At 65.7% G+C, this 21,132-nt stretch carries 18 protein-coding genes; 5 read left to right on the top strand and 13 right to left on the bottom strand.

Annotated features, from left to right (window positions below):
* Nucleotides 1–12: 12 nt before the first annotated feature.
* The 5 genes from NY08_RS05170 to NY08_RS05190 form a co-directional block, all read right to left on the bottom strand.
* Entirely contained in the window at nucleotides 13–1,005 is a 993-nt protein-coding gene (locus NY08_RS05170) for a VWA domain-containing protein (RefSeq protein WP_045195255.1), read from the bottom strand.
* Nucleotides 1,002–1,991, bottom strand: a complete 990-nt coding sequence (locus NY08_RS05175) for a DUF58 domain-containing protein (RefSeq protein ID WP_032398034.1) — start codon at nucleotides 1,989–1,991, stop codon at nucleotides 1,002–1,004. The genes NY08_RS05170 and NY08_RS05175 overlap by 4 nt, the downstream gene beginning before the upstream one ends.
* Entirely contained in the window at nucleotides 1,988–3,235 is a 1,248-nt protein-coding gene (locus tag NY08_RS05180; RefSeq protein ID WP_094657285.1) for an AAA family ATPase, read from the bottom strand. Before NY08_RS05180 ends, NY08_RS05175 begins: the two co-directional genes overlap by 4 nt.
* A gap of 258 nt (nucleotides 3,236–3,493) precedes the next feature.
* On the bottom strand, nucleotides 3,494–5,020 hold the full coding sequence (locus tag NY08_RS05185) for an NlpC/P60 family protein (RefSeq protein ID WP_045199758.1): 1,527 nt from the start codon (nucleotides 5,018–5,020) through the stop codon (nucleotides 3,494–3,496).
* Nucleotides 5,021–5,459: 439 nt separating this feature from the next.
* On the bottom strand, nucleotides 5,460–6,002 hold the full coding sequence (locus NY08_RS05190; RefSeq protein WP_032398033.1) for an Rv1476 family membrane protein: 543 nt from the start codon (nucleotides 6,000–6,002) through the stop codon (nucleotides 5,460–5,462).
* 348 nt (nucleotides 6,003–6,350) lie between these two features.
* Here NY08_RS05190 and NY08_RS05195 point away from each other — a divergent pair, with 348 nt between their 5' ends.
* Nucleotides 6,351–9,161, top strand: coding sequence for an aconitate hydratase (locus NY08_RS05195; RefSeq protein WP_032398032.1), 2,811 nt, complete (start codon nucleotides 6,351–6,353; stop codon nucleotides 9,159–9,161).
* 113 nt (nucleotides 9,162–9,274) lie between these two features.
* On the top strand, nucleotides 9,275–9,841 hold the full coding sequence (locus NY08_RS05200) for a TetR/AcrR family transcriptional regulator (RefSeq protein WP_045195258.1): 567 nt from the start codon (nucleotides 9,275–9,277) through the stop codon (nucleotides 9,839–9,841).
* Nucleotides 9,842–9,847: 6 nt separating this feature from the next.
* Here the strand turns inward: NY08_RS05200 and NY08_RS05205 are convergent, their stop codons facing one another.
* The gene (locus NY08_RS05205; protein WP_032398030.1) at nucleotides 9,848–11,479 is read right to left on the bottom strand and encodes an ABC-F family ATP-binding cassette domain-containing protein; all 1,632 of its coding nucleotides are present in this window, start codon (nucleotides 11,477–11,479) and stop codon (nucleotides 9,848–9,850) included.
* Nucleotides 11,480–11,629: 150 nt separating this feature from the next.
* Here NY08_RS05205 and NY08_RS05210 point away from each other — a divergent pair, with 150 nt between their 5' ends.
* The 3 genes from NY08_RS05210 to ku are packed head-to-tail and all read left to right on the top strand — an operon-like array spanning nucleotide 11,630 to nucleotide 14,553.
* Nucleotides 11,630–12,418: an SDR family oxidoreductase gene (locus NY08_RS05210; RefSeq protein ID WP_045195260.1), complete on the top strand. Its 789-nt coding sequence runs from the start codon at nucleotides 11,630–11,632 to the stop codon at nucleotides 12,416–12,418.
* Nucleotides 12,415–13,560: a lycopene cyclase family protein gene (locus NY08_RS05215; RefSeq protein WP_045195263.1), complete on the top strand. Its 1,146-nt coding sequence runs from the start codon at nucleotides 12,415–12,417 to the stop codon at nucleotides 13,558–13,560. Before NY08_RS05210 ends, NY08_RS05215 begins: the two co-directional genes overlap by 4 nt.
* Nucleotides 13,561–13,611: 51 nt before the next feature.
* Entirely contained in the window at nucleotides 13,612–14,553 is a 942-nt protein-coding gene (gene ku, locus NY08_RS05220) for a non-homologous end joining protein Ku (protein WP_045195265.1), read from the top strand.
* A 21-nt stretch (nucleotides 14,554–14,574) separates the two neighbouring features.
* On the opposite strand, the gene NY08_RS05225 is transcribed toward ku, so the two are convergent.
* Genes NY08_RS05225 through NY08_RS05255 form a run of 7 tightly spaced genes read right to left on the bottom strand, consistent with a single transcriptional unit; the run spans nucleotide 14,575 to nucleotide 20,967 of the window.
* A complete protein-coding gene (locus tag NY08_RS05225; protein WP_045195266.1) occupies nucleotides 14,575–14,955 on the bottom strand; it encodes a metal-sulfur cluster assembly factor in 381 nt (126 codons plus the stop codon).
* Nucleotides 14,952–15,449 (bottom strand): Fe-S cluster assembly sulfur transfer protein SufU, encoded by a 498-nt coding sequence (gene sufU / locus NY08_RS05230; protein WP_045195268.1) that lies wholly within the window; start codon nucleotides 15,447–15,449, stop codon nucleotides 14,952–14,954. The genes NY08_RS05225 and sufU overlap by 4 nt, the downstream gene beginning before the upstream one ends.
* The gene (locus NY08_RS05235) at nucleotides 15,450–16,742 is read right to left on the bottom strand and encodes a cysteine desulfurase (RefSeq protein WP_045195269.1); all 1,293 of its coding nucleotides are present in this window, start codon (nucleotides 16,740–16,742) and stop codon (nucleotides 15,450–15,452) included. It lies immediately after the preceding gene.
* Nucleotides 16,743–16,744: 2 nt separating this feature from the next.
* On the bottom strand, nucleotides 16,745–17,521 hold the full coding sequence (gene sufC, locus NY08_RS05240) for a Fe-S cluster assembly ATPase SufC (RefSeq protein WP_032398023.1): 777 nt from the start codon (nucleotides 17,519–17,521) through the stop codon (nucleotides 16,745–16,747).
* A 42-nt stretch (nucleotides 17,522–17,563) separates the two neighbouring features.
* On the bottom strand, nucleotides 17,564–18,754 hold the full coding sequence (sufD, locus tag NY08_RS05245) for a Fe-S cluster assembly protein SufD (RefSeq protein ID WP_144407439.1): 1,191 nt from the start codon (nucleotides 18,752–18,754) through the stop codon (nucleotides 17,564–17,566).
* Between the two features lie 24 nt (nucleotides 18,755–18,778).
* Complete coding sequence (gene sufB / locus NY08_RS05250) at nucleotides 18,779–20,224, bottom strand: Fe-S cluster assembly protein SufB (protein WP_032398021.1); 1,446 nt, start codon at nucleotides 20,222–20,224, stop codon at nucleotides 18,779–18,781.
* Nucleotides 20,221–20,967 carry a helix-turn-helix transcriptional regulator gene (locus tag NY08_RS05255; protein WP_317810418.1) on the bottom strand — a complete coding sequence of 249 codons (747 nt, stop codon included), beginning with the start codon at nucleotides 20,965–20,967 and terminating at the stop codon, nucleotides 20,221–20,223. Before NY08_RS05255 ends, sufB begins: the two co-directional genes overlap by 4 nt.
* Between the last annotated feature and the right edge of the window lie 165 nt (nucleotides 20,968–21,132).

Below are 21,132 nucleotides of genomic sequence, written 5' to 3' on the forward strand. Positions count from 1 at the left end.
TAAGAACAAAGATCACGGCAGACGTTGCCGCATCACCAACGCCGAACCGAGGCCGACCGATATGCAGAGAACACCGAGTATCAGCCACGGACGCGACGCGTCGCCGCGGGTGATCTCGAACCCGATCTGTTCTTCGAGGGTGTCGTAGACGTCTCGGAGACCCTCGAGCGACGACGCGGAGAAGAAGCTGCCGCCGGACAGGTTCGCGATCTCTCGCAACGACGGATCGTCGACCGGTACGGGGACGCGTTCGACGCCGTTCTCGTCCTCGATCTCGACCGAGCCGTAGCTGGTGCCGAACGAGATCGTGGAAATGGGCACGTTCTTGTCCTTGGCGGCACGCGCCGCGGTGTACCCGCCGCGCGGGTCGTCGAGGTTCTGCGGGACGGTCTGCTTACCGTCCGAGAGCAGCACGATGCGCGCAGGCGGTGCCGCGTCGCCGCCGCCGAGGATGGCACCGAGAGTGTCGATGGACTGGAGCGAGATGAAGATCGCCTCGCCTGTGGCCGTTCGCTCGCTGAGCTGCAACTTGTCGATGGCGGACTTGGTGGCCTCGCGGTTGGCCGTTGGCGAGACCAGAACCGACGCCGTACCGGCGAACGCGACCAGTCCGAGATTGATGCCGGGTGTCAGACCGTCGGCGAAAGATTTCGCTGCTTCCTGCGCGGCGGCCAACCGAGTCGGCTCGACGTCCGTGGCCTCCATGGACAGTGACACGTCGATCACCAGCATGACCGTTGCCCGGTTCCGGGGCACGCGTTGATCGGCGGTGGGGCCTGCCAACGCGACGGTGAGGAACATCAGGCCGACCAGAACGAGAGCCGTCGGCAGGTGCCGCAGCCGATTGGGCCGATCGGGTGCGACGGACTCGAGCAGCTCCATGTTGGAGAACCGCAGTACGTGCTTCTGCTTGCGCCGCTGGACCCAGACGTAGCCGACCGTCAGTGCGATGACGACGACGAGAAAGCCCAGCCACCACGGCGAGGCGAAATCGGTCAGGCTCATCGCGGCGCCCGCGCGGTGTTGGTGAATCCGGCCCCGATGGTGTGCCTGCGTGCGGTCACGAACCGTACGACGTCGGCGATCCAGTCACCGTCGGTACGGAGCGTCAATCGAGGTGCGCCGCACCGCCGCAGCGCCTTCTCCACGTCGTCGCGGTGTGCCGCGGCTGCGCGCGCGAAATCTGCCCGCAACCGCGGTGTCGTACTGAATTCGCGAGTACGACCGGATTCCGGATCGTGGAGAACGACGTCACCGACGTCGGGCAGTTCGAGATCACGTGGGTCGAGTACCTCGACGGCCAAGACGTCGTGCCGCGCGGAGATGGCCCGGAGCGAGCGCTCCCAGTCGATCGGCCCGAGAAAGTCGCTGATCACCACTGCCATTCCACGGCGTCGTTCGGGGCGTCGCAACGCTTCGATGGCCGCGCGCAGGTCGCCGCGCACACCGTCGGCTGCAGCAGGAGTGGTGGCAATGGCGCGAAGCATCGACTGCGTGTGCACGCGGCCGCCCCGTGCCGGAATGCGGTTGGTGTCCGAACCTGTTGCCACCACCGCGCCGATTCGATTGCCGCCACCGCCGGACAGGTGCGTGATGGCAGCCGAGGCCGCGACCGCGAGGTCGCGCTTCTCGCACCCGGTGGTGCCGAAGTCCAGGCTGGCCGACAGATCGACCACGAGCCAGGTCTCCAGTTCGCGGTCGGCGACGGACTGCCGCACGTGCGGATGCGTCGTACGCGCGGTGACCGACCAGTCCATCTGGCGAACGTCGTCACCCGGCTGGTACTCCCTGGCATCGCCCGGCTCGGACCCCGGACCGGGTATCAATCCGAGATGGTCACCGTGCAACACCCCGTCCAGCCGTCGACGCACGGTCAGTTCCAGGGTCCGCAGCGCTGCGGCCAGCTTCGGATCACGCAGCTCACCCGAGCGGAACGACGGCGGCCGGGAAACGACGGCTCGGCCCGCGGAGGCGGTGTCGGGTCCGCTCACTGCCCCGGCGTACCGATCGATGATCCGTCACCGGACGGCTTCTGCAGAGACGGTGCGGGCTGGCCGTACTGCCCGGCTTGCGGATGGCTCTGGGGCCCTGGCTGCTGGGGACCCGGCTGCTGGGGCGCAGGCGGTTGGCCCTGGCCGGGAAACTGACCGGGTGCCGGGTACTGCCCCTGCGGCGGGTAGGGCCCCTGCGGCTGACGTCCGTCGAAGTGCTGCCCGGCCGGACCCCCTCCGTTGCTCTGCGGCACCGGTACCGCCTGCGGCGACACCTGCGGTAGACCGACGGTCTGCAGCACCCGGGAGATGACCGTCTCGGGGGTCACCTCGTCGGCCAGAGCGTCGTAGGAGAGCACGAGACGGTGCCGGAGCACGTCGGGAATGACTTCGAGAACGTCCTGAGGGACGACGTAGTCGCGACCACGGAGCAGAGCCAGTGCGCGGGAGGCCGCGATGATGCCGAGTGTCGCACGTGGCGATGCACCGTAGGCGATCCAGCTCGCCACGTCGTCCATCCCGAACTGCTCGGGCGTTCGGGTAGCAGCGATGACCCGCACCACGTAGTCGACGAGCGCGTGGTGCACGAACACCGAGCTGGCCAGATTCTGCAGCCGAACCAACTCGGCCGGGTCGAGGATCTGCTTGGGCTCGGGGGCCTTGATGCCCATGCGGTAGACGATCTCGCGTTCCTCTTCGACCGTCGGGTAGTCGACGACGATCTTGAACAGGAACCTGTCTCGCTGAGCTTCGGGAAGGGGGTACACACCCTCGTTCTCGATGGGGTTCTGCGTGGCCATCACCAGGAACGGGTCGGGCATCGGGAACGTCTTGCCGCCGATGGTCACGTGCCGCTCCGCCATGACCTCGAGCAGTGCGGACTGAACCTTGGCCGGTGCACGGTTGATCTCGTCGGCCAGCACGAAGTTGGCCACGACGGGTCCCAGTTCGGTGTCGAACTCCTCACGGCCCTGACGGTAGATCCGGGTGCCGACGAGGTCGGTGGGCACCAGGTCGGGAGTGAACTGAACTCGTGAGAACGAGCCACCCACCACCCGTGCGAAGGTCTCGACGGCGAGGGTCTTGGCGACACCGGGGACGCCCTCGAGCAACACGTGTCCGCGTGCGAGCAACCCCACCAGAATGCGCTCCACCAGTCGGTCCTGACCGACGATCACGCGCTTGACCTCGTACACGGCCTTCTCGAGAAGTTGGACGTCCTCGGCCAGGGCCGGACTGTCCACCCGCTTCGGCTCCGCACTCGGTGGATTCGGAGTCGCAGACTCGACTCGCGTCGACCCCTCGTCGTTCGAAATCCGGCCGTCACGTGATGTCACCAAGAATTCACCGCTTTCAGTCGATCGTCGTCGGGCTCGTTTCGTACCGCCGCAATCAACTATTCCAGGTGATCGGTGTGTGCGCCGAAAGGCACCCCCGACGGGAAGCCGGAGTGGAGCCTGCGGAACGACTCGAGAAGCCGGAGTGGAGCCTGCGGAACGCGGTCAGGACACCATGCGCACGGCGTACGGCGTCATTCCGCTGTAGCGAACGTCGGACACCTTCACCACCGAACCCGATTGCGGGGCTTCGAGCATCTTGCCGTCGCCGAGGTAGAGCGCGACGTGTTGGCTGGCGTTGGGTCCGTAGAAGATCATGTCGCCGCGCTTCATCTCCGAGGACGGCACCTGCTTACCGGCGGTGTATTGGTAGCCGGTGTAGTGCGGTAGCGAGATACCCAGTCCTGCGAAGGCGTAGATCATCAGCCCCGAGCAATCGAAGCCGACCTTGTTGTAGTCGCCGTAGCTGTCGGCGACTCCGCCGTCCCTGATGCCCTTGGTCGGTCCGTTCTCGTCGCCGCCGCCCCAGGAGTACGGCACACCGAGCTGGCTCATTCCGCGGTCGATCGCCAACTCGACAGCTGCGCTGCCGGTGACGGACGGGGTCGTGGAGGTCTTCGGTTTGGTGGGCGTCTTGGGCTTGGTGGGGGTGGTGGGCGTGGTCGTGGTCGAGCTGTCCGAGTCGGTCGACGCGCTCGTATCGTCGTCCACGTCCACGTCCACGTGCGAACGCTGGCCCTCGGCGATGGCGGCCGCGCGTTGCTGCGCCGCCAGGTTGGCCGACACTCGGGCAGCTGCCTGCACGGCAGCTTCCTTCGCTGCGGCCGTGGCGGCGGCGATGGCCGCGTCCTCGGCCGCCTTCTGCGCCTCCCAGTCGCCGTATGCGGCTCGCTGGTCCTGCAGACCGGCGACGTTGCTGCGGGCGGCATCGAGTTCGGTCTGCGCCGAGTCGCGCTCCGATTCGATCGTGGCCTTCCGGTCGGCCTCTGCCTGCAGCGCGGCCTGCGCCTCGGCGATGGCCTGCTCGGCCTCCGCCTTCTTCGCCTCTGCTTCCGAGGCGGCGGCGTCGGCTTGCTGCTTGGACTCACGCGCTGCCGAGTCGCGGTTCGCCTGCTCGGTACGGGCTCGCTGTAGGCCGTCGAGTACTGCGTTCTGACTGTTGGAGAGAATTTTCAGGACCTGGGCGCGGTCCAGGACGTCGTCCGGTCCGCTGGATCCCAGGAACGACGCCATCGAGGCGACGCCCGAGCCCTGGGTGTAGCTCGATTTGGCGAACTCGTCGAACTTGGCCTGGGCCGCCTGGATCTGGGTGCCTGCGTCGGCGAGAGCCTGCTGTGCGGCACCGACGACCGCGGCGGCCACGTCGGCCGCGTCGCGCGCATTCTGCAGATCGACCAGGGCCTTGTTGACGCCTTCGCGCTTCGACGCGACCTCGTCGTCGAGTTGGGCGAGCTGCTGGTTGGCCGAGGCGATCGCGTCGATCAGTTGGCCGACTCGGCCGAGGCTCGAATCGACGGCGCTGCCCGCGGCGGCGATGTCGGTGTCCGAGGGGTTGGGCGGTGGCGGTGGTACCGCGGCGGCAACCCCGGGAAGGGTCGCCGTCAACGCGAGAACGAGGCCTGCGCCTACCAGAACGAATCGGGTACGGACGAGTGCACGGCGGTGAGTTCCGCGGACTTGACGTCGGCTCACAAATGTCTCCCTCGGGTCCGGCATTCACTCGGGTTCGCGTCGAACCGTCGTGCCGTCGGGAAGCTCTCCGTCCTCCACCCCGATCGCAGGTGACGGTGAGCGCTCTCGCCGGGCAGGAAAGAAACACGCAGCGATACGACAGGTGCGAACCACGTCAGTCACACCCGAAGCAGTGGCCTCCCGAGTTCCCCACGGATGACAACCGCCTTCTGCGACACTCCTTCCCCAGCAGTGCCAATGGCACCGTACGACACTTCGCACCCTAAAGAAACTCCAGTCACAAATGACACATTGGTAATTTCACCAGGGACAACGCCGTGAACTCGGGGTTTACCGAAAACAATTTTTCCGACTTTTTCGGACGACCCGACGGTCACCATCGGGACGGGGTCGAACGGGGCGAGCGTCGGTCGGTCGAACGACACTCCGACGCGCGTGTTCAGTCGGCGACGGACTCGCTGTGCGCGCGGTCGTTCGACTCCGAACGCGAGCGATATCTGCGGACCTTGACGACAGCGGTCAGTGCCGCGACCGCGGCGACCACGACGACCAGGCCGCCCGTGAGCAGACCCCACGGTGTCTGATCCTCGACGAGGGTGTCGACGAAGTTGTCGGCCGCCACGACGTGGTTCCCGGTGTACGTGCGGTCCTGGCCTGCTTCGAGGGTCACCCGGCTGATCGAGTCGCTGAACGTACCCACCTGCCCTGGGCTGAGCACGAGAACAGTCCCGCCCTCGCGTGCTCCGACAGCGGTTGCGAGGTCTCGAAGTTGCGAGTCGTGGCGAGGTTCGGTCGGCACGATGACGATGCTCAGATCGATGCCGTGGTCCTCGGCGCGCGCGACGGCCGCGGACAAACCGGCTTCCTCGTCGGCGGGGGCACTGACGCCGGACTCGCGGACCGTGGCGACGATGCTGTCGACGTCCAGACCTGCCGGTATATCGGTGGCAAGTGGGGAAACGGCGTGAATCGGCTCAGGCATCTCTCGTCCAGTCGGTAGGAACCAGTCGGCTCGAACCCTACGTCACCGCCACGTGCGAACCTGGTTGCCCCGCAGGTCCGGCTTCACTACTGAGGTCGCCCTTCATTGCGCAGCCGGGAGCACTGCGTGAGGATCGTCGTGTGGTTCGGTCCCTCCAGACCCACCGAGGACCCGACCGCAGGTTTTCACAGGACAAGCGTACTGTTAGACTTCCATCGAGACACCGACCGTGCGTCCGCCCCGAACTCTCGCTACCGAGATTCGAGGCCGAGGCCCGCAGTCGGCGCCTCGCTTCAACCGTCGACACAGCCCCGTCGGCGGTGTGCCTCATAGACGAGTGGAGCTGAAGTGACCGCAAGTAAAGATTCATTCGGTGCAAAGGGCACCCTCGAAGTCGGAGAGAACTCGTACGAGATCTTCCGACTGTCGGCCTTGCCCGGTGCCGAGAAGTTGCCCTACGCACTGAAGGTCCTCGCGGAGAACCTCCTTCGCACCGAGGACGGTGCAAACATCACCGCCGACCACATTCGTTCGATCGCCTCGTGGGATCCGTCCGCGGAACCGAGCTTCGAGATCCAGTTCACCCCTGCACGCGTCATCATGCAGGACTTCACCGGCGTTCCCTGCATCGTCGACCTCGCCACGATGCGTGAAGCCGTCACCACCCTGGGCGGCGACCCCAACAAGGTCAACCCCCTCTCCCCCGCCGACATGGTCATCGACCACTCGGTCATCCTCGACGTCTTCGGCCGCGCCGATGCTCTCGAGCGCAACGTCGACCTCGAGTACGAGCGCAACGGTGAGCGCTACCAGTTCCTGCGTTGGGGACAGGGCGCGTTCGACGACTTCAAGGTCGTCCCTCCGGGCATGGGCATCGTGCACCAGGTCAACATCGAATACCTCGCACCGACGATCATGACCCGCAAGGGCCAGGCCTACCCCGACACCTGCGTCGGCACCGACTCGCACACCACGATGGTCAACGGCCTCGGTGTGTTGGGCTGGGGCGTCGGCGGTATCGAAGCCGAGGCGGCCATGCTCGGCCAGCCCGTCTCGATGCTGATCCCCCGCGTCGTCGGTTTCAAGCTCTCCGGTGAGATCCAGCCCGGCGTCACCGCGACCGACGTGGTGCTGACCGCGACCGAGATGCTGCGCAAGCACGGCGTCGTCGGCAAGTTCGTCGAGTTCTACGGCGAGGGCGTGGCCGAGGTTCCGCTCGCGAACCGCGCCACCCTGGGCAACATGAGCCCCGAGTTCGGTTCCACCGCAGCCATTTTCCCGATCGACGAAGAGACGATCAACTACCTGCGCCTCACCGGCCGCAGCGACGAGCAGCTCGCTCTCGTCGAGGCGTACGCCAAGGAACAGGGCATGTGGCACGACCCGAAGAACGAGGCCGTGTACTCCGAGTACATCGAACTCGACCTCAACACGGTGGTTCCGTCCATCGCGGGACCGAAGCGCCCGCAGGACCGAATCCTGTTGTCCGAGTCCAAGGTTGCCTTCCGCAAGGACATCCACAACTACGTCGAGGAGAACCACCCGGCGCACGAGGGTGACAGCAAGCTCGACGAGGCACTCGACGAGTCGTTCCCGGCCAGTGATTCCGCTTCGCTGAGCTTCGCCGAAGAGGACTCCGTCGACGTACGTTCTGCCGCATACGGTTCCGAGGGCCGCCCGAGCAAGCCGATTCGGGTCACCACCGACGAGGCCGGCGAATTCGTCCTCGACCACGGTGCCGTCGTCGTCGCAGGCATCACCTCGTGCACCAACACCTCGAACCCGTCGGTCATGCTCGGCGCAGCACTGCTCGCCCGCAATGCCGTCGAGAAGGGGCTGTCCACCAAGCCGTGGGTCAAGACCAACATGGCACCCGGCTCGCAGGTCGTCACCGACTACTACGAGAAGGCCGGCCTGTGGCCGTACCTCGAGAAGCTCGGCTACTACCTCGGCGGTTACGGCTGCACCACGTGCATCGGTAACACCGGTCCGCTGCTGGAGCCGATCTCGAAGGCGATCAACGACAACGACCTCTCGGTCACCGCAGTCCTGTCGGGCAACCGCAACTTCGAAGGCCGCATCTCCCCCGACGTGAAGATGAACTACCTGGCTTCGCCGCCGCTGGTCATCGCCTACGGCCTGGCGGGCACGATGGACTTCGACTTCGAGACCGACGCTCTCGGCGAGGATCACGAGGGCAATCCGGTGTTCCTCAAGGACATCTGGCCGTCCTCGCAGGAGATCGAGGAGACCATCCAGTCCTCGATCAGCCGGGACATGTTCAGCAAGTCCTACGAGACCATCTTCGCCGGTGACAGCCGCTGGCAGAACCTGTCGACCCCCGAGGGCGACACGTTCGAGTGGGATCCCAAGTCGACGTACGTGCGCAAGCCTCCGTACTTCGACGGCATGACGATGGACCCGGCTCCCGTCGAGGACATCAAGGGTGCACGCGTGCTGGCGCTGCTCGGCGATTCGGTCACCACCGACCACATCAGCCCGGCCGGTCCCATCAAGGCGGGTACACCTGCCGCGCAGTACCTGGATTCGCACGGCGTCGAGCGCAAGGACTACAACTCGCTCGGTTCGCGCCGCGGAAACCACGAGGTCATGATTCGCGGAACGTTCGCGAACATCCGCCTGAAGAACCAGCTCCTCGACGACGTCTCGGGTGGCTACACCCGCGACTTCACGCAGGACGGCGGACCGCAGTCCTTCATCTACGACGCGTCGCAGAACTACCAGAAGGCCGGCATCCCGCTGGTCGTGCTGGGCGGCAAGGAGTACGGCAGCGGCTCCTCACGTGACTGGGCCGCCAAGGGCACCTCGCTCCTGGGCGTCAAGGCCGTCATCACCGAGTCGTTCGAGCGCATCCACCGCTCCAACCTCATCGGCATGGGCGTCGTTCCCCTGCAGTTCCCGGCCGGTGAGAGCGCATCGTCGCTCAAGCTGGACGGCACCGAGACCTTCGACATCGTCGGAGTCGCGAAGCTGAACGAGGGCACCACCCCGAAGACGATGACCGTCATCGCCACCAAGGAAGACGGCTCGAAGGTCGAATTCGAGGCAGTGGTTCGCATCGACACCCCGGGTGAAGCGGACTACTACCGCAACGGCGGCATCCTGCAGTACGTGCTGCGCAACATGATCAGAGGCTGAGTGCGCGTCGTCTGACGTACGCCTCGAACGGCGATGGGCCCGGAACCGACAACGTGTTTCCGGGCCCATCGCCGTCTCGGTCGAGGCCCTCATCGAAAGTAGGAAACCCACACGTGCCCAAGGTCAGCGAAGACCACCTGGCTGCCCGTCGAAGCGAGATTCTCGACGGCGCGCGTAAGTGCTTCGGCGAGTTCGGTTACGAGGGCGCGACAGTACGGCGTCTCGAAGAAGCCACCGGCCTGTCGCGCGGAGCCATATTCCACCACTTCAAGGACAAGGACGGGCTCTTCCTCGCGCTGGCTCAGGAAGATGCCCGACGCATGGCCGAGGTCGCGGCCACTCAGGGTCTGGTGCAGGTGATGCGAGACATGCTGGCGCAACCCGAACAATTCGAGTGGCTCGGCACGCGGCTCGAGATCACCCGACGATTGCGCACGGACGTGGACTTCCGGTCCAGCTGGGCCGAGAGGTCGGCCGAGCTGACCGACGCCACACTCGGACGACTCGAGCGTCAGAAGACCGCAGGACGACTGCGCGACGACGTACCCAACGACGTCCTCGCCGACTACCTCGATCTCGTGCTCGACGGCCTGGTGGCTCGCATTGCGTCCGGTCACGGCGGCTCGAACCTCGCCGCGATCCTGGACCTGGTCGAGGAGTCGGTCCGCAGGCAGGACTGAGCACCGTTACGCGAGCTGGATCAGTTCCAGGTACTCCTGCGACCAGTGGTCCTCGGTGCCGTCGGGAAGCAGAATCACTCGTTCGGGTGACAGCGCTTCGGCGGCACCGGGATCGTGGGTCACCAGTACGACGGCGCCCTTGTAGCTGCGGAGCGCGTCGAGCACCTGCTCACGGGAGATCGGGTCGAGGTTGTTGGTCGGTTCGTCGAGCAGGAGAACGTTCGCCGCGGAGGACACCAACCCGGCGAGAGCCAAACGGGTCTTCTCGCCACCGGACAGTGTTCCTGCCGGCTGGTCGAGCTGGGGCCCGGTGAACATGAAGGCTCCGAGCAGCGACCGCAGTTCCTGTTCGCCGGTGTCGGGTGCCGCGTGCCGGATGTTCTCCCAGACCGACGCGTGGTCGTCGAGAGTGTCGTGTTCCTGTGCGAAGTATCCGACGCGCATGCCGTGGCCGGGTTCGATCTCACCGGTATCCGCCTTCTCGGTTCCGGCGAGGATCCGCAGCAGCGTCGTCTTGCCTGCACCGTTGAGCCCGAGGACCACGACACGGCTGCCCCGGTCGATGGCGAGGTCGACGCCGGCGAAGATCTCCAGCGATCCGTACATCTTGGTCAGGTTCTTCGCCATCAGCGGCGTCTTGCCGCACGGTGCCGGCTCGGGGAAACGAATGTGCGCCACCTTGTCGGACACCCGTTCGGCATCGAGGTTGGCGAGCAGCTTGTCGGCGCGCTTCGCCATGTTCTGTGCTGCAACGGCTTTCGTCGCCTTAGCCCCCATCTTGGCGGCCTGCACGCGCAGTGCCCCGGCTTTCTTCTCCGCGTTGGCGCGCTCACGACGGCGACGCTGCTCGTCCGTGGCGCGGGCGTCGAGGTACTTCTTCCAGTTCATGTTGTAGATGTCGGCTTCGCCGCGGACGGCGTCGAGGAACCACACCCTGTTCACCACGTCTCCGAGCAGTTCGACGTCGTGGCTGATCACGATGAGTCCGCCCTCGTGGTTCTGCAGGAATCCGCGCAGCCAGGTGATGGAATCGGCGTCGAGGTGGTTGGTCGGCTCGTCGAGCAGCAAGGTGGTGTTCGATCGTCCACCACTGCCGTCGGACGCGGCGAACAGAATGCGAGCCAGCTCGACGCGTCGACGCTGTCCACCGGACAGGGTCCGTAGCGGTTGGCCGAGGATGCGGTCGGCCAGGCCGAGGCTGTTGCAGATGCGGGCCGCTTCGCTCTCGGCTTCGTAACCGCCGAGGGAGGCGAAACGCTCTTCGAGTTCGCCGTATTTACGGACGGCTTTGTCGAGCAGCGCCTCGTCGGCGACCTCGGCCATCAGCGCTTGCTGCTTTTCCATCTTGTGCAGGAGGGTGTCCAGGCCACGGGCCGAGAGCACGCGATCCTTGGCCAGCACGTCGAGGTCGCCTTCTTTGGGATCCTGCGGCAGGTAACCGAGTTCGCCGGTGCGCACGACCTCGCCCGCGTAGGGCTCGCCTTCGCCCGCCAGGATGCGCAACGTGGTGGTCTTTCCTGCACCGTTGCGACCGACCAACCCGATGCGGTCGCCCGCCTGTACCCGGAGCGCGGGCCCCTCGGTGGACAGAAGGGTCCGCACACCGGCACGAACTTCCAGGTCGGTGGCGGTGATCACGCGTGAGCTCCTAGCGATTGCCGAACAAGATCGTCGCCCGTCGACCGACGGGCGAACCATGCCGCCGAACAGCACAGCAAACCCCCATTTTAGCTCAGCATTCACGTGCCCTCACCCAGGAACGACGGTGACACCGGTAACGTCTGATCGATGACCGACGCCTCCGAAACAGTCAACTCTTCCAGCGCGCCGACCCCCGATCTCGCCGGCCGCACCGCACTCGTCACCGGCGGCAGCCGAGGCATCGGCAAGGCCATCGCCGCGGAACTGCTCGCCCGCGGCGCGAACGTCGCCATCACCGCTCGCAAGCGCGAACCTCTCGTTGCGGCGGCAGCGGAACTCGGCGATTCCGTGCTCGCGATCGACGGTAATGCGGGCGACCCGGAGCACCGACGCAACGCGGTCGCGAGCACCGTGGAGACCTTCGGTTCACTGGACATCCTGGTCAACAACACCGGCATCAACCCCGTCTACGGCTCACTGATGGACGCCGACCTGGCCGGCGTGAGCAAGATCTTCGACACGAACGTCGTGGGTACCCTCGGATTCGTCCAGCAGGCGTTCCATGCCTGGATGGGCGAGCACGGCGGCGCGATCGTCAACGTCGCCAGCGTGGCAGGCATCCGTTCCACCGGCGTGATCGCCGCGTACGGCGCATCCAAAGCGGCTCTGATCCGCCTCACCGAGGAGCTCGCCTGGCAGCTCGGTCCGAAGATTCGCGTCAATGCGGTGGCTCCGGGCGTGGTGAAGACGAAATTCGCCGAGGCTCTCGTCGCCAACGGCGAAGACGCGGCAGCGTCCGGCTATCCGATGAAGCGTCTCGGCAATCCTGAGGACGTAGCGGCCCTGGTGGCCTTCCTGGTGTCGGACGCGTCCTCCTGGATCACGGGCGAGACCGTGCGCGTGGACGGTGGTTTGCTCGCCACCGGCGGAATGTGAACGATTTCTCGGCCGACGTCGCGGTGGTCGGACTCGGTCCCGCGGGGCGGGCCGTCGCCCATCGGTGCGCCGAGGCCGGACTGGATGTGCTCGCACTCGATCCACACCCGTCGCGCACCTGGACACCGACGTATTCCGCCTGGGCCGACGAGTTGCCGTCGTGGTTGCCTCCGACCGCCGTCGCCTCGACTGCGCAGAAGCCGGCGGTATGGACCGACCGTCATCGGATCATCGACCGGACGTACTGCGTGCTGGACACACCTGCCCTGCAAGCGACCCTGTCGCTCGACCGCGTCCGAGTGCTGGCGGGGACGGCCGTCGACGTCACCGGTTCCCGGGTGACGACCGCCGACGGCACCATCGTCGACGCTCGTCACGTCGTCGACGCCCGCGGCACGCTCGATTCTCGGGACCTCGCACAGCAGACGGCGTACGGCATCGTCGTCGACCGGGACCGCGCCGAGCCGATCCTCGAAGGATCCGACGCCTGGTTCATGGACTGGCGCACCGACAACGGAGCTCGGCCCGGTGAGGCCCCGAGTTTTCTCTACGCCGTGGCGCTCGACGAGGATCGGATCCTGCTCGAGGAGACGTGTCTGGTCGGCCGGCCACCGCTGGAACTCGCACTGCTTCGATCGCGGCTGCACCACCGGCTCACCCGTCGGAACCTGGAACCGACCGGCGACGAGGACGTCGAGCGAGTGCGGTTCTCGGTCGAACCGCCGCCTCGGTCGCGGCTGCACACCGGGCGAGGCGGACCGGTGCTCTTCGGTTCCCGCTCCAATCTGATGCATCCCGCCACGGGGTACAGCGTTGCGGCGTCGCTGGCGACGGCGGATCACCTCGTCGAGAGATTCCGAGGCGGTGGACGTTCGCGCCCGATGCGCCCGGTGCACGTCTGGACGGTTCAGAAGCTTCGCAACCTCGGGCTGCGCACGGCACTGGCTCTCGAACCCGAGATGGTCCCCCAGTTCTTCTCCAGCTTCTTCTCGCTCCCGGTCGAACTGCAGCGCTCGTACCTGTCCGGGTACGACGACGCCCTCGGGACGATGACCGCGATGCTGAAGATGTTTCCGACGCTCCCGGGATCGGCCAGGCTCGCGATCGCGCGCACGATAGTGCGCACTCCGGGCCGCGGCTGAGTTTCCCGCCAACGGTCGACACGCGGGCGCCCGGTCGGCGATCATGGACAGATGCGCAGCATTTGGAAGGGCTCGATCGCCTTCGGACTGGTCAACGTTCCGGTGAAGGTCTACTCGGCCACCGAGCAGCACGACATTCGGTTTCATCAAGTGCACGCGAAGGACGGCGGGCGCATCAAGTACGACCGCATCTGTCAGGAATGCGGCAAGTCGGTGCAGTTCGCCGATATCGACAAGGCGTACGACTCCCCCGACGGGGAACGCGTCATTCTCACCGACGACGACTTCGACAAGCTGCCTGCGGCGGAGAAGCACGAAATTCCGGTTCTCGAATTCGTGCCGACCGAGCAGATCGATCCGATCCTCTACGACAAGAGTTACTTCCTCGAGCCGGACTCCGCGTCACCCAAGGCCTACGTGCTGCTTCGGGAGACGCTGGAGGAAACCGAACGCACCGCGCTGGTGCATTTCACTCTGCGACAGAAGACCCGCCTGGCCGCACTACGCGTGCGCGACGATGTGCTGGTGATTCAGACACTGCTGTGGCCGGACGAAGTCAGGGCCGCAGAGTTTCCTTCGCTCGAAGACGCGCCGTCCGCGCGCCCGCAGGAAGTGGAGATGGCGACGTCCCTGGTCGAAAGCATGTCCTCGGAATTCGATCCCACCGAGTACACCGACGACTACCAGATCGAACTGCGCAAGCTGATCGACGAGACGCTCGCCAACGGCGGTGAGAAGGTCATCCACACCGAGACGGAGAAGGACGACGACGGAGAGGATGCCGAGGTCGTCGATCTCGTGGCGGCTTTGCAACGCAGCGTCGAGGCGGCAGGCAAGAACGCGAAGTCGGGGTCCTCCACATCCGCTTCGGCGAAGAAGACACCCGCGAAGAAAGCCCCGGCGAAGAAGGCGGCCGCCAAGAAGACGGCAGCGAAGAAGTCGACCCCCGCCAAGACCGCCGACTCCAAAGCGGACGAAGCCAAGGGTGCGTGAGGGGGCCGACTCGGCCGTACGTCAGACGGTGAAGCCGAGGGCCCTGAGCTGCTCGCGACCGTCGTCGGTGATCTTGTCCGGACCCCACGGCGGCATCCAGACCCAGTTGATCTTGAGGTCGGCGGCCAGACCGCTGCGCACGAGCGCGCCGCGAGCCTGATCCTCGATGACATCGGTCAACGGGCATGCCGCCGACGTCAGCGTCATGTCGACCGTGACGATGTCGTCGGCGTCGATCTTGATGTCGTACACCAGTCCCAGGTCGACGACGTTGATCCCGAGCTCGGGGTCGACGACGTCGCGCATCGCTTCTTCGAGGTCCTCGAGCACCTCGATCTCGTCGGCAGTCAGTTCCACCGGCGTCGTGGTCACGGCTGGAGTCGTCTCTGTTGCTTCGGTCATGATTGCTGTCCTCCGGAAAGTGCCGACTGGGCGGTCTCGCCCGTCGTGACTGTCGAATCTGCGTCCACTATTTGAACAACCGCGTCCTTGAAAGCCATCCATCCCAGCAGGGCGCACTTGACGCGGGCCGGGTATTTGGCCACACCGACGAACGCGATTCCGTCACCGATGACGTCCTCGTCGCCTTCGACGGTACCTCTGCTGCCGACCATGTCGCTGAACGCGTCGACCGTCTTCAACGCATCGGCGACGCTCAGGCCGACGACCTGGTCGGTGAGCACCGATGTCGCCGCCTGGCTGATCGAGCAGCCCTGGCCGTCGTACGAGACGTCGGCGACGGTGCCGTTCTCGATCTGCACGCGCAGGGTCACCTCGTCGCCGCAGGTGGGGTTGACGTGGTGTACCTCGGCACCGAAGGGCTCGCGCAGTCCACGGCCGTGCGGGTGCTTGTAGTGATCGAGGATCACTTCCTGGTACATCTGTTCCATGCGCATCTACCGCTGACCTCCCCCGCCGTTGTCGGTGGTGCCGAAGAACGACTGTGCGCGGCGAATCGCCTGTGTCAGAATCTGCACTTCCTCGACCGTGTTGTAGAGCGCGAACGAGGCGCGCGCTGTCGCAGCCACGCCGAACCGACGATGCAGGGGCCACGCGCAGTGATGTCCGACGCGGATGGCGACCCCCTCGTCGTCCAGGATCTGTCCGAGGTCGTGGGCATGAATGCCATCGACCACGAACGACACCGCCGAACCGCGGTCGACGTTCTCCGTCGGTCCGATCACGCGAACACCGTCGATCTTCGCGAACTCGGCGAGAGTTGCTGCGACCAAGGACTTTTCGTGCGCGGCGATGACATCGATGCCGATGTTCTCCAGGTATTGCACAGCTGCGCCGAGTCCGACGACCTGCGAGGTCATCGGAACGCCGGCTTCGAACCGTTGCGGCGGCGCGGCGAACGTCGTCTTCTCCATGGTGACGGTCTCGATCATCGAACCGCCGGTGATGAACGGAGGCATCGCTTCGAGGAGTGCAGCCTTGCCGTACAACACGCCGACCCCCGATGGACCGAGCATCTTGTGACCGGAGAACGCGGCGTAGTCGACGTCGAGCGCGTGGAAATCGACCTTCATGTGCGGCACCGACTGGCACGCGTCGAGGACGACGAGCGCGCCCACCGCCCTGGCCCGACGCACCAATTCCTCGACCGGAGCCACCGCGCCGGTCACGTTGGACTGATGCGTGAACGCGAGAACCTTGACGGCCGGGGACAATTCGAGCGAGTCGAGGTCGATTCGACCGTCGTCGGTGACGCCGTACCAGCGCAGCGTGGCCCCGGTTCGAGCTGCCAGCTCCTGCCACGGAACGAGGTTGGCGTGGTGTTCGAGTTCGGTGACGACGATCTCGTCGCCGGGACCGAGGTGGCGATCAAATCGCTGATCGGCAAGCACGTACGTCACGAGGTTGAGCGACTCGGTCGCGTTCTTGGTGAACACGATCTCGTCGACGTCGGCACCGACGAACGACGCGATGGCGGCGCGCGCACCCTCGTAGGCATCGGTGGCCTCTTCGGCCAACTGATGCGCCCCGCGGTGTACGGCAGCGTTGCACGTGGTCAGAAATTCACGCTCGGCGTCGAGTACCTGCACGGGCCGCTGAGAGGTGGCACCGGAGTCCAGATACACCAACGGCTTACCGTCTCGCACGGTGCGCGAGAGGATGGGGAAGTCGCGGCGAACCGTGGCGACATCGAACGATGCCGCCACCGCCGCAGCTGCGGGTGCAGCCATACTCATGCTCCGGTGGTCGCGGCCTGCGTGTAGCCGGCGTATCCGTTGGCCTCGAGCTCGTCGGCCAGCTCTGCACCGCCGGACTTCACGATTTCACCGTTGACGAAGACGTGGACGAAGTCGGGCTTGATGTAGCGCAGGATGCGGGTGTAGTGCGTGATCAGCAGCACTCCACCGTCTTCGCGCTCCTTGTACTTGTTGACGCCCTCGGACACCACGCGCAGAGCGTCGACGTCGAGGCCGGAGTCGGTCTCGTCGAGGATGGCGATCTTGGGCTTGAGCAGTCCCAGCTGAAGAATTTCGTGACGCTTCTTCTCGCCGCCGGAGAATCCCTCGTTGACGTTGCGCTCGAGGAAGTTCGCCTCGATCTCGAGCTCGCTCATCGCGGTCTTGGCTTCCTTGACCCAGTGCCGCAGCTTCGGAGCCTCACCGCGCACGGCGGTGGCGGCGGTGCGGAGGAAGTTCGACATCGACACGCCCGGCACCTCGACCGGGTACTGCATCGCCAGGAAGAGGCCGGCGCGCGCACGCTCGTCGACGCTCATCTCGAGCACGTCTTCACCGTCGAGGGTGATGGTGCCCGAGGTCACCGTGTACTTCGGGTGGCCTGCGATGGCGTAGGACAGGGTCGACTTGCCGGAACCGTTGGGACCCATGATCGCGTGCGTCTCACCCGACTTCACGGTGAGGTCGACACCCTTGAGGATGTTGATGGGCTCCGCAGTGGCGTCGGAGTTGGCGACGCTGACGTGCAGATCGCGGATTTCGAGTGTGGACATCAAAAAGTTCCTTTGTGCAGTCGAGAAAGGTTCGGGTGTGACCTACGCGCCGACGACGGCGAGTTCGGTCTCGATGGCAGCGTCCAGGCGCTCGCGCACGGCGGGGACCGGAATCTTGTCGATGACCTCGTGGAAGAAGCCGCGGACGACGAGTCGGCGAGCGACCTCCTCGGAGATGCCACGAGCGCGCAGGTAGAACAGCTGCTCGTCGTCGAAACGGCCGGTGGCACTGGCGTGGCCTGCTCCGACGATCTCCCCGGTCTCGATCTCGAGGTTCGGTACCGAATCGGCGCGCGCGCCGTCGGTGAGAACCAGGTTCCGGTTGAGCTCGTAGGTCTCGGTTCCCTCGGCCTCGGCGCGGATGAGAACGTCGCCGATCCAGACGGTGTGCGCGTCGTGCTTGCCCGGGCCCACTTCGCCCTGCAACGCGCCCTTGTACATGACGTTGGACTTGCAGTGCGGAGCCGAGTGGTCGACGAGCAGACGCTGCTCGAGGTGCTGGCCCGCGTCGGCGAAGTACAGACCCAGCATGTCGGCGTCACCACCGGGCGCGCTGTAGCGCACGGTCGGGCTGATGCGCACCAGGTCGCCGCCGAGACTGACGTTGTAGTGCCGCAGCACGGCGTCGCGTCCCAGCAGCGCATGGTGTGCCGCCACGTGCACGGCGTCGGACTGCCAGTCCTGGATCAGCACGACGTGCAACTGCGAGCTGTCACCGAGAACGAACTCGACGTTCTCGGCGTACGTGCCACTACCTCGCTGGTCGATCACGACGGTGGCACGAGCGAACGTGCCGAGTCGGATCTGGAGGTGACCGTAGGCGACGTGGTCGACACCGGGACCGTCGACGGTGATCTCGATCGGATCGGCCACCTCGACCTCGTTCGGCACGGAGACGATCGTGGCCGCCGTGAACGCTGAGAATGCCTGAGCGGCAACACGATCGGCAGGAACGCCGGCCTTGCCCAGTCGCTCGTCCTCGCGCCCGACGGTCTCCACGGTCACCGATTCCGGGGCGCCGACGGTGACCTGAGCGGCCCCGTCGGCGACGGCGGAACCGTCGTGCAGGCCGCGCAGCCGACGCAGCGGCGTGAAACGCCACAGCTCGTCACGACCCGACGGGATCTCGAACGCATTCACGTCGTAGGACGTGAACTGAGCGCCCTTGTTCACGACGAGCTTCGACTTGTCTTCCTTGGCCGACTCGGGGTTTTCGGATGCCACGGCACCCATCACTCCGGTGAGGGGGTTGTTCACTTATCCGACCGACCCTTCCATCTGCAGCTCGATGAGCCGGTTGAGCTCGAGCGCGTATTCCATCGGCAGTTCGCGAGCGATCGGCTCGACGAAGCCGCGCACGACCATCGCCATCGCCTCGTCCTCGGTCATGCCGCGGCTCATCAGGTAGAACAACTGATCGTCGCTGACCTTCGAGACGGTGGCCTCGTGGCCCATCGAGACGTCGTCCTCGCGGATGTCGACGTACGGGTACGTGTCGGAACGACTGATCGTGTCGACGAGCAACGCGTCGCACTTGACCGTCGAACGCGAACCGTGCGCACCCTTGTTGATCTGGATCAGACCGCGGTACGACGTCCGGCCGCCGCCGCGAGCGACGGACTTGCTGACGATGTTCGACGATGTGTGCGGTGCCAGGTGCAACATCTTCGAGCCGGTGTCCTGGTGCTGGTCCGGGCCTGCGAACGCGACCGAGAGAACCTCGCCCTTGGCGTACTCACCGGTCATCCAGACGGCCGGGTACTTCATGGTGACCTTGGAGCCGATGTTGCCGTCGACCCACTCCATCGTCGCGCCTGCCTCGGCCTTGGCGCGCTTGGTGACGAGGTTGTAGACGTTGTTCGACCAGTTCTGGATGGTCGTGTAGCGGCAACGACCACCCTTCTTGACGATGATCTCCACCACGGCGGAGTGCAGCGAATCCGACTTGTAGATCGGCGCGGTGCAACCCTCGACGTAGTGCACGTAGGCACCCTCGTCGACGATGATCAGCGTTCGCTCGAACTGACCCATGTTCTCGGTGTTGATCCGGAAGTAGGCCTGCAGCGGGATGTCCACGTGGACGCCCGGCGGGATGTAGATGAACGATCCACCGGACCACACCGCGGTGTTCAGTGCGGAGAACTTGTTGTCGCCTGCGGGGATGACGGTTCCGAAGTACTCGCGGAACAGCTCCGGCTGCTCCTTGAGGGCGGTGTCGGTGTCGAGGAACAACACTCCCTGAGCCTCGAGGTCCTCACGGATCGAGTGGTAGACGACCTCGGACTCGTACTGGGCGGCGACGCCGGAGACGAGGCGCTGCTTCTCCGCCTCGGGGATGCCGAGCTTGTCGTACGTGTTCTTGATGTCCTCGGGCAGGTCTTCCCACGTTGCAGCCTGCTTCTCGCTGGACCGCACGAAGTACTTGATGTTGTCGAAATCGATGCCGTCGAGGTCGGAACCCCAGTTCGGCATCGGCTTGCGCTCGAACGTCTTGAGCGCCTTGAGGCGCGCCTCGAGCATCCACTCGGGCTCGCTCTTCTTCTGCGAGATGTCGCGGACGACGGCCTCGGAGAGACCGCGCTTGGCGCTTTCACCGGCTACGTCCGAGTCGGCCCAGCCGTATCCGTAGGTGCCGAGCGAGGCGATGGTCTCGTCCTGGGTCAGCGGCGCGGTGGGTGTCACCTGGTCTGGTGTGACGGTCATGCGGGCTCCTTCCGGAGGCGTGGGCGTTCTCCGACACGGGGCTGCGCGTCGGGAGTCTTCTTGTCGGAACTATCAGTGTTCGAGTACCGCGTCGGTGACAGCGGTACGTGCGTCGTACACGCGCAATTACCGTTGGCGATGGTCGCCAAACGCTGCACGTGCGTGCCGAGGATCTCGGCGAACGCGGTCTGCTCGGCCTCGCACAGCTCCGGAAACTCGGAGGCGACGTGCGACACCGGGCAGTGGTGCTGGCAGATCTGCACACCGTTGCCCACCTGACGGGTGGTGGCCGAGAATCCGGCCGCGCTGAACGCGTCGGCGATTCGGTCGGCGGCGTCCTCCACGGCATGGGCATCGGATCCCGTCGCAGGCTCCACGTCGGCCACGATGGTGTTGACGCGTTGCCGAGCGAATGTCTCGATTGCCGCGTCTCCCCCGATCTTGCGCAGCTGCCGCATGGCGGCACCGGCAAGATCGTCGTAGGTGTGGCCGAGACGGTTGCGCCCGGCTGCGGTGAGCTGGAAATGCTTGGCCGGTCGGCCCCGGCCACGTTGCCGAGCACCTGCGGGGGTGGTGATGCGGGCCTCGCCCGCGTCGATGAGTGCGTCCAGGTGACGTCGGACACCCGCAGCGCTCAACCCCAGCCGAGTACCGATGTCGGAGGCGGTGATGGGGCCCTCTTCCAGCAGTAGAGTGACCACAGCGCTCCGCGTCTGCCCCTCGGGGGCCGACGTGGGTCGCACCGACGAAACGCCTGCGCCGGACGCCGAAGACTCGACACTTCCCGGACGCACGAGCGAGCTCTCGGTTGTTTTCACAACACCAGTGTGACGGAATTGCGGTACCCGGTCCAGCAAGGGTGCCCTATGCAGGGCGCTCGTCCGACGACGTGGCCGATGCCGTGCCTG

This window comes from Rhodococcus sp. B7740, from assembly GCF_000954115.1.
GTDB lineage: Bacteria > Actinomycetota > Actinomycetes > Mycobacteriales > Mycobacteriaceae > Rhodococcoides.

Excerpts from the sequence above, each read along its gene's own strand:
- NY08_RS05210 (WP_045195260.1), top strand. The coding sequence starts at position 11,630 with ATGACCGACGCCTCCGAAACAGTCAACTCTTCCAGCGCGCCGACCCCC.
- sufC (WP_032398023.1), bottom strand. The coding sequence starts at position 17,521 with ATGTCCACACTCGAAATCCGCGATCTGCACGTCAGCGTCGCCAACTCC.
- NY08_RS05225 (WP_045195266.1), bottom strand. The coding sequence starts at position 14,955 with ATGACCGAAGCAACAGAGACGACTCCAGCCGTGACCACGACGCCGGTG.
- NY08_RS05170 (WP_045195255.1), bottom strand. The coding sequence starts at position 1,005 with ATGAGCCTGACCGATTTCGCCTCGCCGTGGTGGCTGGGCTTTCTCGTC.
- sufB (WP_032398021.1), bottom strand. The coding sequence starts at position 20,224 with ATGACCGTCACACCAGACCAGGTGACACCCACCGCGCCGCTGACCCAG.
- sufU (WP_045195268.1), bottom strand. The coding sequence starts at position 15,449 with ATGCGCATGGAACAGATGTACCAGGAAGTGATCCTCGATCACTACAAG.
- NY08_RS05190 (WP_032398033.1), bottom strand. The coding sequence starts at position 6,002 with ATGCCTGAGCCGATTCACGCCGTTTCCCCACTTGCCACCGATATACCG.
- sufD (WP_144407439.1), bottom strand. The coding sequence starts at position 18,754 with ATGGGTGCCGTGGCATCCGAAAACCCCGAGTCGGCCAAGGAAGACAAG.
- ku (WP_045195265.1), top strand. The coding sequence starts at position 13,612 with ATGCGCAGCATTTGGAAGGGCTCGATCGCCTTCGGACTGGTCAACGTT.
- NY08_RS05235 (WP_045195269.1), bottom strand. The coding sequence starts at position 16,742 with ATGGCTGCACCCGCAGCTGCGGCGGTGGCGGCATCGTTCGATGTCGCC.